We start from the raw sequence: 15,399 nt of genomic DNA, 5'->3' as shown, positions 1-15,399 counted from the left end.
CAGCCGTAGCCCGGCAGAGCTGTAGCCGGGCGGCCCACCGCAGGCGGCCGCAGCCGGACGGTCCAGCCGCAGCCCGGTCCTGGCCCGGCACAGCCGCAGCCCGGCCCGGTCGTATCCACGCAGGGTCGTAGCCGGGCTACGCAGGGTCGTAGCCGGGCAGGCACGGCAGACGGACCGACGCCGACAGGTGGCTACCACTGCGGCTCAGGTTTCCTACGGCTTGACCGAGCGGTAATAGCGCTGGGCGCCCTCGTGCAACGACAGCGGGTCGGTGTAGATCGCCGTGCGCAGATCGACCAGTTGCGCGGAGTGGACGTGGGCGCCGATGCCGTCGCGGCTCTTGATCACCGTGCGGGTCAGCCATTCGGTGAGCCGGGGGTCCATGTCCTTACGGGTGATCAGCAGGTTGGAGACGGCGATCGTCGGCACCGTGTCGCCGTTCTGGATGGTGGGATACGCCGACTCCGGCATGTTGGTCGCGCGGTAGAAGTGGGCCGCGTCGCCCTGGGCGTGCACCTTGGCGACGAGGCGGGCGTCGATCGGCACGAACCGGAACGAGGACGTCTCGGCGATCTTCTCCAGCCCGTCCGTCGGCACCCCGCTCGACCAGAAGAACGCGTCGAGCTCCCGCCCCAGCCGCTCGGGCCCGGTGTCGATGCCGTCCGACCGGGGCGTGATGTCCTTCTCCGGGTCGATGCCGGCGGCCTCCAGCACCCGGGTGGCGATCAGCCGGACACCGGAGTCGGGCAGCCCTATCGCCACCCGCTTGCCCTTCAGGTCCGCGACGGAGCGGATGTCGGAGTTCGGCGGCACGACCAGCTGGACATAGTCGTCGTACAGCCGGGCGACCCCGCGCAGCCGGTTGATGACGGGCTTGTCGCCGACCTCGTACGTGTCCACGGCGTCGGCGGCCGCGATCGTGAAGTCGGCCTTCCCGGTCGCCACGCGCTCGACGTTCTCCTGCGAGCCGTCGCTGGTCAGCAGCTTCACCTTCAGCTGCGGCATGTCCTTGGCGAGCTCCTTGCGCAGCAGGGCGCCGTACTCCTGATACACCCCCGCGCGCGTGCCCGTGCTGAACGTGATCGTCCCGCTCGGCGGCTCCTCGCCCAGGGGCAGCAGCCACCACAGCAGGAGCCCCAGGGCGACGAACCCGGCGGCCGCGCCCTGCAGGGTCCGGCGCCTGCGGTTTCGGGTGAGGATCTCGGACATGGGCGAGATCCTGCCAGCCGGTACGCGGTGCTGACCAGGGCAGGGGTCACAGGAAGGGAGGGCACGGGGTGGCCGCCGGAGCCGGAAGCCTCCGGCCGACAGGGACTGTCGTACCCGGCCGCTACAGTCGGCCGCATGAGTTCCTCGCCTGCCGACCTGGTCCGTGAGTTCCACCTTGCCTTCGGGCTCGACGCCCGCAGTACGCCCACCGAGGTCTCCCCGGAACTGGCCGGGCACCGTGGCGAGCTGCTCGCCGAGGAGGCCGCTGAGGTCGCCGAGGTCTGCGTCACCGGCCCGCTCGACAGACTCGCGCACGAGCTGGCGGACGTCGTCTACGTCGCGTACGGCACGGCACTCGTCCACGGGATCGACCTCGACGCCGTACTCGCCGAGATCCACCGCTCCAACATGACCAAGCTGGGCCCCGACGGCCAGGTCGCCCGCCGGGCCGACGGCAAGGTGCTCAAGGGGGAGCACTACGAGGCACCGGACGTGTCGGGAGTGCTGCGCCGCCAGGGGTGGGCGGCCGGCGAGGCGTAGCGCCGCGGCCCGGCCTCTGTCCAGCCCCCGGGCCGGTGACCGGCGCTTGTGTTTCCCGCTCTGCTGCCGCCGCCTCGGCCCGGGGCGGGCGGTTCTCACGACCGCATACCCTTGTCCCATGAGCAGCAGCGACCGGAGCACGGCAGTGGACGTTCGAACCAAGACGTACGAAGTGCGCACCTACGGGTGCCAGATGAACGTCCACGATTCCGAGCGATTGTCGGGGCTGCTCGAAGACGCCGGTTACGTACGCGCGCCCGAGGACGCGAACGGCGACGCGGACGTCGTCGTCTTCAACACCTGCGCGGTCCGCGAGAACGCCGACAACAAGCTGTACGGCAACCTCGGCCACCTCGCGCCGATGAAGAGCAAGCGCCCCGGCATGCAGATCGCGGTCGGCGGCTGTCTGGCGCAGAAGGACCGCGACACCATCGTGAAGCGGGCGCCCTGGGTTGACGTCGTCTTCGGCACGCACAACATCGGCAAGCTGCCCGTCCTGCTGGAACGCGCGCGCGTGCAGGAGGAGGCGCAGGTCGAGATCGCCGAATCGCTGGAGGCGTTCCCGTCGACGCTGCCGACCCGGCGCGAGAGCGCCTACGCGGCCTGGGTGTCGATCTCCGTCGGCTGCAACAACACCTGCACCTTCTGCATCGTCCCGGCCCTGCGCGGCAAGGAGAAGGACCGCCGCACCGGTGACATCCTCGCCGAGATCGAGGCCCTGGTCGGCGAGGGCGTCTCCGAGATCACACTGCTCGGCCAGAACGTCAACGCGTACGGCTCCGACATCGGCGACCGCGAGGCGTTCAGCAAGCTGCTGCGGGCCTGCGGAAAGATCGAGGGTCTGGAGCGCGTCCGCTTCACCTCCCCGCACCCGCGCGACTTCACCGACGACGTGATCGCGGCGATGGCCGAGACGCCGAACGTGATGCCGCAGCTGCACATGCCGCTCCAGTCCGGCTCGGACACCGTCCTGAAGGCGATGCGCCGCTCCTACCGGCAGGAGCGCTACCTCGGGATCATCGAGAAGGTCCGCGCCGCCATCCCGCACGCCGCGATCACCACCGACATCATCGTGGGCTTCCCCGGCGAGACCGAGGAGGACTTCGAGGAGACGATGCACGTGGTGCGCGAGGCACGGTTCGCGCAGGCCTTCACCTTCCAGTACTCCAAGCGCCCCGGAACCCCGGCCGCGACCATGGAGAACCAGATCCCCAAGAAGGTCGTCCAGGCGCGCTACGAGCGTCTCGTCGCCCTCCAGGAGGAGATCTCCTGGGAGGAGAACAAGAAGCAGGTCGGCCGCACGCTGGAGCTGATGGTCGCCGAGGGCGAGGGCCGCAAGGACGACGCCACCCACCGCCTCTCCGGCCGCGCCCCCGACAACCGACTGGTCCACTTCACCAAGCCGGACCAGGAAGTACGCCCCGGCGACGTGGTCACCGTCGAGATCACGTACGCCGCCCCGCACCACCTCCTCGCCGAGGGGCCGGTCCTCGACGTGCGCCGCACGCGCGCCGGCGACGCCTGGGAGAAGCGCAACACCGACGAGGCCGCCAAGCCGGCCGGCGTCCTGCTCGGCCTGCCGAAGATCGGCGTCCCCGAGCCACTGCCGGCGGCGACGGGCGGCTGCGCGGCGCACTGACCCCACGCGCGCGTGCGGGGGGCGGACCGAGCGGGAGAGACGGGGGCGGACATGGCGCAGTGGGTCGTGCTCGTGCAGTCCGGTTCCGGGGAGCAGTACCGCTGCGAGGAGGCGGCCCGCTTCGAGGGCACCCTGGAACAGGCCCGCGCCCTCCTCTACGAGGTCGCCTGCACCCACAAGCCCCGCAGCGGGCTGCGCCAGCGGAGCCGTGAGGTGTTCAGGGTCGGTGACGGGGACACGTACTACGCGCGCATAGAGGGCCGGATGACATCCCACCGCGTCATCTTCCAGCTGGCCCGGCGGGTGTGGAGCACCGACCCCGAGGCGCCCCCCTCGCAGTAGGCTCCCGATCATGCTTGTCGCCGCAGCAGTCTGCCCCTGCCCGCCGCTCCTCGTGCCCGAGCTCGCGGCGGGCGCCGCCCCCGAGCTGGACACCGCGCGTGCCGCCTGCACGGACGCGCTCGGCGTACTCGCGGCCGCCCGACCGGACCGGCTGGTGGTCGTCGGGCCCGGCGACGAGAGAGGGCACGGGGCGTACGCGCAAGGGACGGCGGGTTCCTTCCGCGGGTTCGGCGTGGACGTCGACGTACGGCTGGGGCGCGCCGCTGCGGACCAGGCAGTACTGCCGGAACCGTCGCGAGGACCGCTTCCGACGTCGCTCGCCGTCGCAGCGTGGCTGCTGGAGCGGACCGGATGGGCGGACGCCCCGATCGAGGGTCTCGCGGTGGAACCTCTGACGGCCGAGCGGTGTATTCAAACCGGGAGGGACATCGCCACCCGGGCCGAGCGGGTGGCGCTGCTGGTGATGGGCGACGCCAGCGCCTGCCGCACGCTCAAGGCCCCCGGCTACCTCGACGAGCGCGCGGAGCCGTTCGACGCGTCCGTCGCGCGTGCGCTGGGCAAGGCGGACGTGGCGGCGCTCAAGACGCTGGACATCCAGCTCGCGCACGACCTGAAGGCATCCGGCCGGGCGCCGTGGCAGATCCTCGCGGGCGCCGCCGAGCAGTCGGGCCTCTCGGGCACCCTGCTGTACGACGACGCCCCGTACGGGGTCGGGTACCTGGTCGCGACCTGGTCGTAGAGCACGCCCGACGCAGGTCGGCAGCGCGCACCAGGCAGGGCACATCGGACAAACGGCGGACGGCCGGGAGCCCTCAAGCTCCGCGGCCGTCCGTCGGTGTGCCGTTCAGGTCGTCGGCGGGGGTGAGCCCGGCGGCGGTGTGCTGCTGCCGGCCCCCGTGTCGTCGCCCTTGTGCGCGAGTCGGTCCATGGCGCCCTTGGCCTTGTCCGTGCCCGAATGGATCTTGTCGCTGTACTTGCCCTTGGTCTTCTTGTCGACGACCTTCGCGGCCTTGTCGAGGCCGTGCTGGACCTGCTCCTCGTGCCGCTGTGCGAAGTCGTGGACCTTGTCCTTGGCCGGGCCGAGTTTGGCTTTCAAACTGTGCATCAGACCCATGCTTCACCTTCCCGCGCGGGGCACCTATGTGCGGGCGCCCTCACCGGCCTCGCTGTCGGCCGCCTCGTCGGCGGACTGCTGCTTGGGGATCTCGACGCCGTCCTCGGCGCCTTCCTTGGCGTCGCTCTCGGCGGACTCCACCGTCGTCGACTCGGCGGTGTCCTCGGCCTTGGTCCCCGCCGCCCCCTTCGCCTCTGCCGCCTCATCCGCCACGGCTTCGGCCGTTGGGGTGTCGGCCTGCGCCTCGGCGGTTGACGCCTCCTCCGTGGCCTTCGACCTCCGGAGAAGTCGTGCAAAAACGCCCATATCCACTCCATACGTTACTCGTGCGGGCGAAATCCCGCGTCGTCCGGTGCGCCCGATTGCGCCGCCCGGTTGCCGCCCCCTGGAAACCAGCGGCGAAAACCTCGCAACTGGCAACGACCCCACGCCTGTGCCGTCACGTAACTCGTTCGAGTCCACCCCGTGAGGTTTGCGAGACTGGGCCGGTGAGTAGTGCATCCCCCACCCCCCGCGTCATCGCCGTCGTCGGACCCACCGCAGCCGGAAAGTCCGATCTGGGCGTCTTTCTGGCCCAGCGGCTCGGCGGCGAGGTCGTCAACGCCGACTCCATGCAGCTCTACCGAGGGATGGACATCGGCACCGCCAAGCTGACGCCCGAGGAGCGCGCCGGTGTACCGCACCACCTGCTGGACATCTGGGACGTGACGGTCACCGCGTCGGTCGCCGAGTACCAGCGGCTCGCCCGGGAGCGGATCGACGCACTGCTCGCCGAGGGGCGCTGGCCGATCCTCGTGGGCGGCTCGGGGCTGTACGTCCGCGGCGCCGTCGACAACCTGGAGTTCCCCGGCACCGACCCCGAGGTCAGGGCCCGGCTGGAGGAGGAGCTCGCGCTGCGCGGCTCCGGGGCGCTGCACGCCCGCCTGGCCGCCGCCGACCCCGATGCCGCGAAGGCGATCCTGCCCAGCAACGGCCGCCGGATCGTCCGCGCCCTCGAAGTGATCGAGATCACCGGCCAGCCCTTCACCGCCAACCTCCCCGGCCATGACTCGGTCTACGACACCGTCCAGATAGGCGTCGACGTGGCCCGCCCCGAACTGGACGAGCGCATCGCCCGGCGCGTCGACCGGATGTGGGACGCCGGGCTCGTGGACGAGGTGCGCGCGCTGGAGGCGCAGGGGTTGCGTGAGGGGCGTACGGCCTCGCGCGCGCTCGGCTACCAGCAGGTGCTCGCGGCGCTCGCCGGGGAGTGCACCCTCGAAGAGGCGCGGGCCGAGACCGTACGGGCCACCAAGCGCTTCGCGCGCCGCCAGGATTCGTGGTTCAGGCGGGATCCGCGGGTGCACTGGCTGAGTGGGGCTGCGGCAGATCTCACAGAACTTCCGCATCTCGCGCTGGCGTTGGTCGAACGACCGGTTACAGCCTGATCACGTGATGGCATCGGGACGCTCCGGCCGCCATCCCGGCCTCCGGCGCCATGCCATCATCGAGCTTCGATCGACCAAGTGGAGTCCGAGTTGGGAGGGCGCGTGGCGATGGAGGCCGGCCCTCGCGACACCGCACAAGGCACCGAGAACGTCACCACTGACCAGGGTGAACGTGAACAGGACGGCGACCGTCCGATCCCCGACGGGCTCGACGAGACCGAGACCGAGGGCGGCGTCACGGACGACGGCCCCGAGCCCGAGGAGATGTACGCCGGCGGCCCGGAGGTCGAGGTCGAGCTGCGCCCGCAGCGCCGACTGCGCATCTGGCAGCTCGCGCCCATCGTGTCCCTGGCCGCGGTCGGCTCCCTGATGTTCGCGTTCCCGCTGGCCTTCGACTTCGGCGACAGCGGTGCCGTGATCGCCATGCTGGGGCTGCTGATCTGCTCCTGTGCGGCCGGCTGGGGCATGATGGCCGCGCGCCGCGTCGGTTACACGTGGCCCGGGCTGCCGCAGCGGGGATCCGGCCGCAGAGCGGACTGGCGGGTCGTGCTGGCTTACGTCCTGGTCGTCGCCGCCGTGGTCGTGCTCGCCGTGTGGCGAGTGGCCCGGCTGCGCTGACCTTCACGCACGCGCGTGCGTCGTCGTCGCACCCCACGCGCGCGTGGGTGGTCGTAGGAACCCGCGCAAGCCTGCGGTGTCGTACCGACCCCTTACGATCGAGGAATGAGCACGCGGATCGCCTTCCTCAAGGGTCACGGCACCGAGAACGACTTCGTGATCGTCCCGGACCCCGAGAACGTCATCGACCTGCCGCAGGCCGCCGTCGCCGCCCTGTGCGACCGTCGCGCGGGCATCGGCGGTGACGGGCTGCTGCACGTGGTCCGGTCCGCGGCGCACCCCGAGGCCAGGCACATGGCGGCCGAGGCCGAGTGGTTCATGGACTACCGCAACGGCGACGGTTCGATCGCGGAGATGTGCGGCAACGGCGTGCGCGTCTTCGCGCGCTACCTCCAGCGCGCCGGACACGTGGCCGAGGGCGACCTCGCGGTGGCCACGCGCGGGGGCGTGAAGACCGTGCACATCGCCAAGACCGCGTCCCAGGGCGGCTCCGCCGTGGGGGATGTCACCGTCGGCATGGGCAAGGCACTGCTCCCCGAAGGGGACGTCACGGTCAGCGTCGGCGAGCGCAGCTGGCCCGCGCGCAACGTGAACATGGGCAACCCGCACGCCGTCGCCTTCGTGGACGACCTCTCACACGCCGGGAACCTGTACTCACCGCCGCCGTTCAGCCCGGCCTCCGCCTATCCGGACGGGGTCAACGTCGAGTTCGTGGTTGACCGGGGTCCCCGGCACGTCGCCCTGCGCGTGCATGAGCGCGGTTCCGGCGAGACGCGGTCGTGCGGCACGGGCGCGTGCGCCGTCGCCGTGGCCGCCGCGCGGCGGGACGGGGCCGACCCGGCGGTCACCGGAGCCCCCGCGACGTACACCGTCGATGTGCCCGGCGGCACCCTGGTGATCACCGAGCGGCCCGACGGCGAGATCGAGATGACCGGTCCCGCGGTGATCGTGGCCGAGGGAGAGATCGACGCGGAGTGGCTGGAAACGCTCGGTCGCTGAGCGGTTCGCCGGCTTGGGATCAGAGCCCGGGGCTGCTCACGGCCTGAGAGTTGGGGCGCTTGCACCCCGGGCACGCTCCGGAAGCATGAACTCCGGTTCGTGGCATGGCGCGAAACAACAATCCTGCGAACCCTCGCTCGAATGGGTGATCCGTTTCACGCTCGGCGAGAGGCGGTCAGCCGCACGTGATGGGCTCGGTAGCATCAAGCACCGGCCCGGACGGGGGAGAAGTCGCCACCCCCTGTGCCGTGTCCGCCATGGGGCACCCCGTCCGCCGGTCCACGCAGCCGGAGGTGCCCATGAGTGCGGAGGCAACGAACCCCGCGACGCCAGGCCCGGTAGCAGGCCCTGCGACGCCTGCCGAGCCCCGCAGGAAGGCCCGCGCCCGGCTCGATCTGCGTCGCCTCGGCCGGGCGGCGTTGCTCGGCCCCGCCTCGCGCGACCGGCTGCCCGACGCGATCAGCCATGTCGTCGACGCCCACCGCGCCCACCACCCGGACGCCGACCTCGAACCGCTGCGCCGCGCCTACGTGCTGGCCGAGTCCTCGCACCGCGGCCAGATGCGCAAGAGCGGCGAGCCGTACATCACCCACCCGCTCGCCGTGACCCTGATCCTCGCCGAACTCGGCGCGGAGACCACGACCTTGACGTCCTCCCTGCTCCACGACACCGTCGAGGACACCGATGTGACGCTCGATCAGGTCGGCGAGCAGTTCGGCGCGGAGGTCCGCTTCCTCGTCGACGGCGTGACGAAGCTGGAGAAGGTCGACTACGGCGCCGCCGCCGAGCCCGAGACCTTCCGCAAGATGCTCGTCGCCACCGGCAACGACGTCCGGGTGATGTCGATCAAACTCGCCGACCGGCTGCACAACATGCGCACCCTGGGCGTGATGCGCCCCGAGAAACAGGCCCGCATCGCCAAGGTGACCCGCGACGTCCTCATCCCGCTCGCCGAACGACTCGGCGTCCAGGCACTCAAGACCGAACTGGAGGACCTGGTCTTCGCGATCCTGCACCCCGAGGAGTACGAGCACACACGGGAGTTGATCGTCGACAACGCCTCCCGCGCGGACGACCCGCTCGCCGAGATGGCCGACGCGATGCGCTCGGTCCTGCGCGAGGCCGACATCCAGGCCGAAGTCCTCATCCGGCCACGCCACTTCGTCTCCGTGCACCGAGTGGCCCGCAAACGGGGGCGGTTGCGCGGCGCCGACTTCGGACGGCTGCTGGTGCTGGTGAACGAGGACGCGGACTGTTACGCCGTCCTGGGCGAACTGCACACCTGTATGACGCCCGTGGTCTCGGAGTTCAAGGACTTCATCGCCGTCCCCAAGTTCAACCTGTACCAGTCGCTGCACACCGCCGTGGCCCGCGAGGACGGTCAGGTCACCGAAGTCCTCATCCGTACCCACCAGATGCACAAGGTCGCCGAGGCCGGCGTCGTCGCGCTCGGCAATCCCTACGCCGCTCCCGCGGAGGAGCAGGCCGCCACGAGCGACGGCGAGCGGGTGGACCCCACCCGCCCCGGCTGGCTCTCCCGCCTCCTCGACTGGCAGGAGGGCGCACCCGACCCGGACACCTTCTGGTCCACCCTGCGCGAGGACCTTGCCCAGGACCGCGAGATCGCCGTCTTCCGGCCCGACGGCGGGACGCTGGGCCTGCCCGAGGGCGCGACCTGTGTGGACGCCGCATACGCGCAGTACGGCGAGGACGCTCACGCGTGCATCGGCGCCCGCGTCAACGGCCGCCTGGCGACCCTCAGCACCGTGCTGCGGGACGGCGACACCGTCCAGCTCCTCATGGGCCAGGACCCGGCCTCGGAGCCGTCCAGGGAGTGGCTGGAGCACGCCCACACGCCCGCCGCCCGCATCGCCATCCAGCGGTGGCTGGCCACCCATCCCCCGCAGGGCGACACCGCCGGTGGCGAGGAGCCCGGGGCGGAGCTCTTCCGGGCTGAGGCGGACGCTTCGGCCGCCCGGGAAGTCGCCTTCGAGGAACCGGCCGCCCGTCCGGCCGCCGAGGGACCGGCCACCGGGTCGGCCGGCCGCTCCACTACCGACAACATCCTCGTCGACCGTCCCGGCGCGTCCGTACGCCTCGCCGGCTGCTGCACCCCCGTACCGCCCGACGAGGTCACCGGGTTCACCGTGCGCGGGGGAGTGGTGACCGTCCACCGGGTCGAGTGCGCGGCGGTGGCGCGGATGAAGAGCGTGGGCCGCCCGGAGGTCGACGTGCGCTGGGGTGACACCACCGAGTGCCGGGTCACCCTGGTCGCCGAATCGTTCGTTCGCCCGCACCTGCTGGCGGACCTCACGGAAGCGATGGCCCTGGAGGGCGCGGAAATCGTCTCGGCGACGGTCGAGCCGCCGACCCAGCAGCGCGTACGCCACACGTATACGGTCCAGCTCCCCGACGCGGCGCAGCTCCCGGGGCTGATGCGGGCCATGCGGAACGTGGGGGGCGTGTACGACGTGAGCCGGGCGCAGACACAGACGCAGACGCACGGGGTGTGAGGGCGCGCGGTTCACGCCGGGCGCGTGCGTGGGCGGGAGCGCCCTACGGTGCAGCCCACACCACCCGTGTCGGCGGTGCGCCACGCGCCGTTCCCTGAACACCGCACCCACCCGGCGAACGCCACCCCCACCTGACGAACACCGCCCACTCGACAAACACTGCACCCACCCGAAACACCCCTTCGAGTGTGCTGGTCGCGCGTCGTCACCGCCTCGCACGCGCGCGCTGATAGCGGTGGTGCATGCTGCTCACCCCCCGCATCGAGGCCTTGCGACCAGTCCCTGGCGCCCCTCGCCCTCGCCCCCGATCCCCCTGGCGCCGCAGGGTGCCCGCGCTGCTCGCAGTGGCCGTCTCCACCTGTCTCCTCGCCGCGAGCGCTCCCGCGACACCCCTGGGTGTCGGCGACCGCCTCTACCCGTACCTGGGCAATCCCGGCTACGACGTGGCGGCGTACGACCTCTCCTTGACCTATCCGGGCACCAACACCAAGCATCTTCAGGCCGTCACCAGGATCGACGCCTGGACGACCGAGGATCTCGACCGCATTAACCTCGACTTCGCCCACGGCAAGGTCGAGTCCGTCCTGGTCGACGGTGAGCCCGCGAAGTTCAGCACCGCCGGTGAGGACCTCGTGATCACGCCCGAGACGCCGTTGTCCGAAGGCAACTGGACGCGGATCACCGTGCGGCACACCAGTGATCCCGAGTACGGGGAGCAGCGGGAGGGCGGCTGGGTGCGGACCGCCGACGGACTCGCCATGGCCAACCAGGCCGACGCCGCCCACGTCGTGTTCCCGTGCAACGACCACCCTTCCGACAAGGCGATGTTCACCTTCCGGGTCACCGCGCCCAACGCCTACACGGTTGTCGCCAACGGTCAGCGGGCCGACGTGAAACGCGCGGGCAAGGCGACGACATGGACGTATCGCACCTCACATCCCATGGCCACCGAGCTCGCCCAGGTGTCCATCGGCCGTTCCAAGGTGCTGAACCGCACCGGGCCGCACGGACTGCCCGTCCGGGACGTCGTGCCCGCCGAGCAGCGCGAGAAGCTCGAACCGTGGCTGAAGAAGACCCCCGAACAGATCTCCTGGATGGAGAGCAAGATCGGGGAGTACCCCTTCGAGACGTACGGCCTGCTCGTGGCCGACGCCTCCACCGGCTTCGAGCTGGAGACCCAGACGCTCTCCCTCTTCGAGCGAGGGCTCTTCACCGAGCCCGCCTTCCCGAAGTGGTACGTCGAGTCGATCATGGTGCATGAGCTGGCCCACCAGTGGTTCGGCGACAGCGTCAGCCCGCGCACCTGGTCCGACCTGTGGCTCAGTGAGGGGCACGCCACCTGGTACGAGGCCCTGTACGCGGCGGAGAAGGCGGGCCGGCCGCTGGAGGCCCGGATGAAGGCCGCCTACGCCGCCTCCGACCGCTGGCGCGCGGCCGGCGGACCGCCCGCGTCCCCCAAGGCGCCCGAGCCCGGCAAGAAGAACGGCATCTTCAGGCCGAACGTCTACGACGGAGCGGCCCTGGTCCTGTACGCCCTCCGCCAGGAGATCGGCGCCCCGGCCTTCGAGCGACTGCAACGCGAGTGGGTGAGCCGCTACCAGGACCGGACCGCCTCGACCTCGGACTTCGTCGCGCTCGCGGAGGAGGTCTCCGGACGCCACCTGGACGGATTCATGCATTCCTGGCTGTACGGCGAGAAGACCCCGCCGATGCCGGGCCAGCCGGAGTGGAAGGCCGCGGACCCCGACAAGAAGCCGGCGACGACGGCGAAGCCCGCCAAGGCCGGGACCGCGGGGAAGCCCGTGAAGAGCGGGAAGACCGACAAGAGCGACAAGACCGGGAAGACCGCGGAATAAGGCGGTGACGAGACGCCCCGTGCCGTGCGACCATCTTCGGGTCGGCGCGGCACGGGGCACGGGAATCTCCCGGGGCACTCGTACGTTGTGAACAGTGACGGACCGGATTCCGGGCGCTACGGACCCGTTCCGAGGCGCGTGTGTCACTGCCGCCGTCGGCGCCAACGGATTGCCCATCGACGTAAGGATCCAATGACCTCCTCTTCTTCCTTTTCCCAGGACACTCAGCGCTTCGCGCACAGCAATCCCGAAGGTCTTCGGGCCGATGCCCTGATGGAAGAGGACGTCGCCTGGAGCCACGAGATCGACGGAGAGCGGGACGGCGACCAGTTCGACCGCTCCGACCGCGCGGCTCTGCGCCGCGTCGTCGGCCTCTCCACCGAGCTTGAGGACGTCACCGAGGTCGAGTACCGCCAGCTCCGTCTGGAGCGGGTCGTGCTCGTCGGTGTCTGGACCTCGGGGACCGCGCAGGACGCGGACAACTCGCTGGCGGAGCTCGCCGCCCTGGCGGAGACCGCGGGCGCGCTCGTGCTCGACGGCGTGATCCAGCGTCGCGACAAGCCCGACGCGGCCACCTACATCGGCTCCGGCAAGGCCGACGAGCTGCGGGACATCGTCCTGGAGAGCGGCGCCGACACCGTCATCTGCGACGGTGAACTCAGCCCGGGGCAGCTCATCCACCTTGAGGACGTCGTCAAGGTCAAGGTCATCGACCGTACGGCCCTGATCCTCGACATCTTCGCCCAGCACGCCAAGTCCCGAGAGGGCAAGGCGCAGGTCGCGCTCGCGCAGATGCAGTACATGCTGCCGAGGCTCCGCGGCTGGGGTCAGTCGCTGTCCCGGCAGATGGGCGGCGGCAAGGGCGGCGGCCTCGCCACCCGTGGTCCCGGTGAGACCAAGATCGAGACGGACCGGCGACGGATCCGCGAGAAGATGGCGAAGATGCGCCGGGAGATCGCGGAGATGAAGACCGGCCGCGAGATCAAGCGCAAGGAGCGCAAGCGCCACAGGGTGCCGTCGGTGGCCATCGCCGGCTACACCAACGCCGGCAAGTCCTCCCTGCTCAACCGCCTCACAGGCGCGGGCGTGCTGGTGGAGAACGCCCTGTTCGCGACCCTGGACCCGACCGTGCGCCGGGCCGAGACCCCGAGCGGACGGCTGTACACCCTGGCCGACACGGTCGGTTTCGTACGGCACCTGCCGCACCACCTGGTCGAGGCGTTCCGCTCCACCATGGAGGAGGTCGGCGAGTCCGACCTGATCCTGCACGTGGTGGACGGGTCGCACCCGAACCCGGAGGAGCAGCTGGCCGCGGTGCGCGAGGTGATCAGGGACGTCGACGCCGTCGACGTACCGGAGATCGTCGTGATCAACAAGGCGGACGCGGCCGACCCGCTGACCCTTCAGCGGCTCATGCGGATCGAGAAGCGTTCCATCGCCGTCTCGGCCCGCACCGGCCAGGGCATCCAGGAGCTGCTCGCGCTCATCGACAACGAGCTGCCGAGGCCGTCCGTCGAGATCGAGGCGCTCGTGCCGTACACCCACGGCAAGCTGGTCGCCCGCGCCCACACCGAGGGCGAGGTGATCTCCGAGGAGCACACCCCGGAGGGCACGCTGCTCAAGGCGCGGGTGCACGAGGAACTGGCGGCGGATCTCGCGCCGTACGTTCCGGCGCCGACCGCCTGAGCCGTCGCCGGCCGGCCTGCCCGGACTGTCGTGAAATCGCGGAAGGCCCGCCCTCTGTCGCAGGGGGCGGGCCTTCCGCGTGCCAGGGCGCGGCGGTCACCGACCGCCGTACGTCCTGCTCATGTTCTGGTACACCGCCTCGGCGCCCGTTCCCAACTGCGGTCCCGCGAGCCAGGTGTTGTTCTCCGGGCCGATCGATGTGTTCGACACCAGCTTGGTCTCGCCGTTCTCCACGCGGAACCAGCCGCCGCCCGACGAGCCGCCGGTCATGGTGCAGCCGATGCGGTACATCGTCGGCAGGGTCGCGCTGAGCGAGAAGCGGCCGGGCCGGTCGAGGCACTTGAACATCTGCAGGCCGTTGTACGGCGGTGCCGCCGGGTAGCCCCAGGCGCCCATCGTGGCGACGTCGGTCGCCGACGGCGCCGAGAAGTCCACGTCGAGAGCGGCGCCGACCGTCTCCTCCAGGGACTTGGCGCCCTGCTCCGGCTTCACATGCAGCACGGAGTAGTCGTACGCGGCACCCGCGCCGCCCGTCTCCGAACCGCCCTGGATCCACTCGTTCGAGGTCGAGACCCAGTCGGCCCACCAGTTGCCGTAGGGGGCGACCTCCGAGGTCGTGGCGTTGCCCAGCTGTGCCTCGGACTTGCCGAGGTCGTTGTAGGACGGCACGAAGACGATGTTGCGGTACCAGCCGCCGTTGGCACCGGCGTGCACACAGTGGCCGGCCGTCCAGACGAGGTTGGACTTGCCGGGGTGGTTGACGTCCTTGACGACCGTGCCGGAGCAGACGGCCGGGCCGTCGGGGGAGTCGAAGAAGACCTTGCCGACCGGTGCGGCGTTGTCGTGGTACGGCGTCTTCTCGGCCGTCGCCTCGACGGGTGCCGGCTCAGGGTCGCTGACGCCCTGGTCGGCGGCGGCGTCCTGGATGGTGATCGTCTTGTTGGCCTCCTTGGCCGACTGCATCCGATCGGGTTTCCAGAGGCCCTCGATCACCGGGTTGACGAAGTCCTTGGCCTCGCTGAGCCACTTGTCCTTGTCCCAGTCCTGCCAGCCGCCGTCGATCCACTTGTCGACATCGATGCCGTGCTCCTTGAGCTGGTCCGCGATGTCGGTCGGGATCTTGATCTTGCCGTCGCCGAGTTCGGCGGCCTGGGACGCGGCCGCGTCGGCCTTGTCGCTCGCCTTGTCCTGCGCCGAGCCTTCACAGGCGGTCGCGGTCAGGGCGAGGGCGGCGGCGAGGCCGGTGACGGTGAGGACGGAGCGGCGCCTGCGACGTGGCGCCGTGGGCGTAGGTGTGGAACGCATGATGCGGTACCCCCCGTTGGAACGTGTGCTTGGCACCCGAAGGGCGTGCACGCTGCGGTGCGGCCCCTCGGACACGACACCCCACTATGCCCGTGGAGTTGAGGGCTAACGGCGGTGAGGCGGTGAAGGTTTCCCCACCGCCCCGCCGCCG

General features: G+C 70.8%; 14 protein-coding genes. 10 read left to right on the top strand and 4 right to left on the bottom strand.

All coding sequences use genetic code 11. The annotated features are described in order from the left end of the window. Nucleotides 1-213 precede the first annotated feature (213 nt). Nucleotides 214-1,209 carry a TAXI family TRAP transporter solute-binding subunit gene (locus tag POF73_RS36225; RefSeq protein WP_272123432.1) on the bottom strand — a complete coding sequence of 332 codons (996 nt, stop codon included), beginning with the start codon at nt 1,207-1,209 and terminating at the stop codon, nt 214-216. 135 nt (nt 1,210-1,344) lie between these two features. On the opposite strand from POF73_RS36225, the gene POF73_RS36220 reads away from it, so the two are divergent. The 4 genes from POF73_RS36220 (at nt 1,345) to POF73_RS36205 (ending at nt 4,469) form a co-directional block, all read left to right on the top strand. After that, entirely contained in the window at nt 1,345-1,749 is a 405-nt protein-coding gene (locus POF73_RS36220) for a MazG nucleotide pyrophosphohydrolase domain-containing protein (RefSeq protein ID WP_272123429.1), read from the top strand. Between the two features lie 118 nt (nt 1,750-1,867). Continuing rightward, nucleotides 1,868-3,388: a tRNA (N6-isopentenyl adenosine(37)-C2)-methylthiotransferase MiaB gene (miaB, locus tag POF73_RS36215; protein ID WP_272123426.1), complete on the top strand. Its 1,521-nt coding sequence runs from the start codon at nt 1,868-1,870 to the stop codon at nt 3,386-3,388. A 51-nt stretch (nt 3,389-3,439) separates the two neighbouring features. Next, a complete protein-coding gene (locus POF73_RS36210; RefSeq protein WP_272123424.1) occupies nt 3,440-3,730 on the top strand; it encodes a hypothetical protein in 291 nt (96 codons plus the stop codon). A gap of 10 nt (nt 3,731-3,740) precedes the next feature. Continuing rightward, nucleotides 3,741-4,469, top strand: a complete 729-nt coding sequence (locus POF73_RS36205) for a class III extradiol dioxygenase subunit B-like domain-containing protein (RefSeq protein WP_272123422.1) — start codon at nt 3,741-3,743, stop codon at nt 4,467-4,469. Between the two features lie 105 nt (nt 4,470-4,574). On the opposite strand, the gene POF73_RS36200 is transcribed toward POF73_RS36205, so the two are convergent. Then, nucleotides 4,575-4,844, bottom strand: coding sequence for an antitoxin (locus POF73_RS36200; protein ID WP_272123420.1), 270 nt, complete (start codon nt 4,842-4,844; stop codon nt 4,575-4,577). A 24-nt stretch (nt 4,845-4,868) separates the two neighbouring features. Beyond that, a complete protein-coding gene (locus POF73_RS36195) occupies nt 4,869-5,150 on the bottom strand; it encodes a hypothetical protein (RefSeq protein WP_272123418.1) in 282 nt (93 codons plus the stop codon). A 182-nt stretch (nt 5,151-5,332) separates the two neighbouring features. Here POF73_RS36195 and miaA point away from each other — a divergent pair, with 182 nt between their 5' ends. The 6 genes from miaA to hflX all read left to right on the top strand — a co-directional run bounded on the left by miaA (nt 5,333) and on the right by hflX (nt 13,943). Then, a complete protein-coding gene (miaA, locus tag POF73_RS36190; RefSeq protein ID WP_272123416.1) occupies nt 5,333-6,271 on the top strand; it encodes a tRNA (adenosine(37)-N6)-dimethylallyltransferase MiaA in 939 nt (312 codons plus the stop codon). Nucleotides 6,272-6,379: 108 nt separating this feature from the next. Then, entirely contained in the window at nt 6,380-6,889 is a 510-nt protein-coding gene (locus POF73_RS36185; protein WP_272123490.1) for a hypothetical protein, read from the top strand. Nucleotides 6,890-6,994: 105 nt separating this feature from the next. Beyond that, the gene (gene dapF, locus POF73_RS36180; protein ID WP_272123415.1) at nt 6,995-7,888 is read left to right on the top strand and encodes a diaminopimelate epimerase; all 894 of its coding nucleotides are present in this window, start codon (nt 6,995-6,997) and stop codon (nt 7,886-7,888) included. Nucleotides 7,889-8,187: 299 nt separating this feature from the next. Further along, the gene (locus tag POF73_RS36175) at nt 8,188-10,401 is read left to right on the top strand and encodes a RelA/SpoT family protein (RefSeq protein WP_272123413.1); all 2,214 of its coding nucleotides are present in this window, start codon (nt 8,188-8,190) and stop codon (nt 10,399-10,401) included. A 242-nt stretch (nt 10,402-10,643) separates the two neighbouring features. Next, nucleotides 10,644-12,257 carry a M1 family metallopeptidase gene (locus tag POF73_RS36170; RefSeq protein WP_272123411.1) on the top strand — a complete coding sequence of 538 codons (1,614 nt, stop codon included), beginning with the start codon at nt 10,644-10,646 and terminating at the stop codon, nt 12,255-12,257. Nucleotides 12,258-12,449: 192 nt separating this feature from the next. Next, nucleotides 12,450-13,943 carry a GTPase HflX gene (hflX, locus tag POF73_RS36165; protein WP_272123409.1) on the top strand — a complete coding sequence of 498 codons (1,494 nt, stop codon included), beginning with the start codon at nt 12,450-12,452 and terminating at the stop codon, nt 13,941-13,943. 96 nt (nt 13,944-14,039) lie between these two features. Here hflX and POF73_RS36160 read toward each other — a convergent pair whose 3' ends face one another. After that, nucleotides 14,040-15,248: a trypsin-like serine peptidase gene (locus tag POF73_RS36160; RefSeq protein ID WP_272123406.1), complete on the bottom strand. Its 1,209-nt coding sequence runs from the start codon at nt 15,246-15,248 to the stop codon at nt 14,040-14,042. Between the last annotated feature and the right edge of the window lie 151 nt (nt 15,249-15,399).

The sequence above is a fragment of the Streptomyces sp. HD genome (assembly GCF_028369295.1).
Taxonomy (GTDB): Bacteria; Actinomycetota; Actinomycetes; order Streptomycetales; family Streptomycetaceae; genus Streptomyces.
The sequence above is the reverse complement of the archived record's forward strand: the minus strand, read 5'-3'. Positions and strand labels throughout refer to the sequence as shown.

Coding starts and splice junctions, on each gene's coding strand:
- POF73_RS36225 (WP_272123432.1), bottom strand. CDS start 1,209: ATGTCCGAGATCCTCACCCGAAACCGCAGGCGCCGGACCCTGCAGGGC.
- POF73_RS36220 (WP_272123429.1), top strand. CDS start 1,345: ATGAGTTCCTCGCCTGCCGACCTGGTCCGTGAGTTCCACCTTGCCTTC.
- miaB (WP_272123426.1), top strand. CDS start 1,868: ATGAGCAGCAGCGACCGGAGCACGGCAGTGGACGTTCGAACCAAGACG.
- POF73_RS36210 (WP_272123424.1), top strand. CDS start 3,440: ATGGCGCAGTGGGTCGTGCTCGTGCAGTCCGGTTCCGGGGAGCAGTAC.
- POF73_RS36205 (WP_272123422.1), top strand. CDS start 3,741: ATGCTTGTCGCCGCAGCAGTCTGCCCCTGCCCGCCGCTCCTCGTGCCC.
- POF73_RS36200 (WP_272123420.1), bottom strand. CDS start 4,844: ATGGGTCTGATGCACAGTTTGAAAGCCAAACTCGGCCCGGCCAAGGAC.
- POF73_RS36195 (WP_272123418.1), bottom strand. CDS start 5,150: ATGGGCGTTTTTGCACGACTTCTCCGGAGGTCGAAGGCCACGGAGGAG.
- POF73_RS36185 (WP_272123490.1), top strand. CDS start 6,380: ATGGAGGCCGGCCCTCGCGACACCGCACAAGGCACCGAGAACGTCACC.
- dapF (WP_272123415.1), top strand. CDS start 6,995: ATGAGCACGCGGATCGCCTTCCTCAAGGGTCACGGCACCGAGAACGAC.
- POF73_RS36175 (WP_272123413.1), top strand. CDS start 8,188: ATGAGTGCGGAGGCAACGAACCCCGCGACGCCAGGCCCGGTAGCAGGC.
- POF73_RS36170 (WP_272123411.1), top strand. CDS start 10,644: ATGCTGCTCACCCCCCGCATCGAGGCCTTGCGACCAGTCCCTGGCGCC.
- hflX (WP_272123409.1), top strand. CDS start 12,450: ATGACCTCCTCTTCTTCCTTTTCCCAGGACACTCAGCGCTTCGCGCAC.
- POF73_RS36160 (WP_272123406.1), bottom strand. CDS start 15,248: ATGCGTTCCACACCTACGCCCACGGCGCCACGTCGCAGGCGCCGCTCC.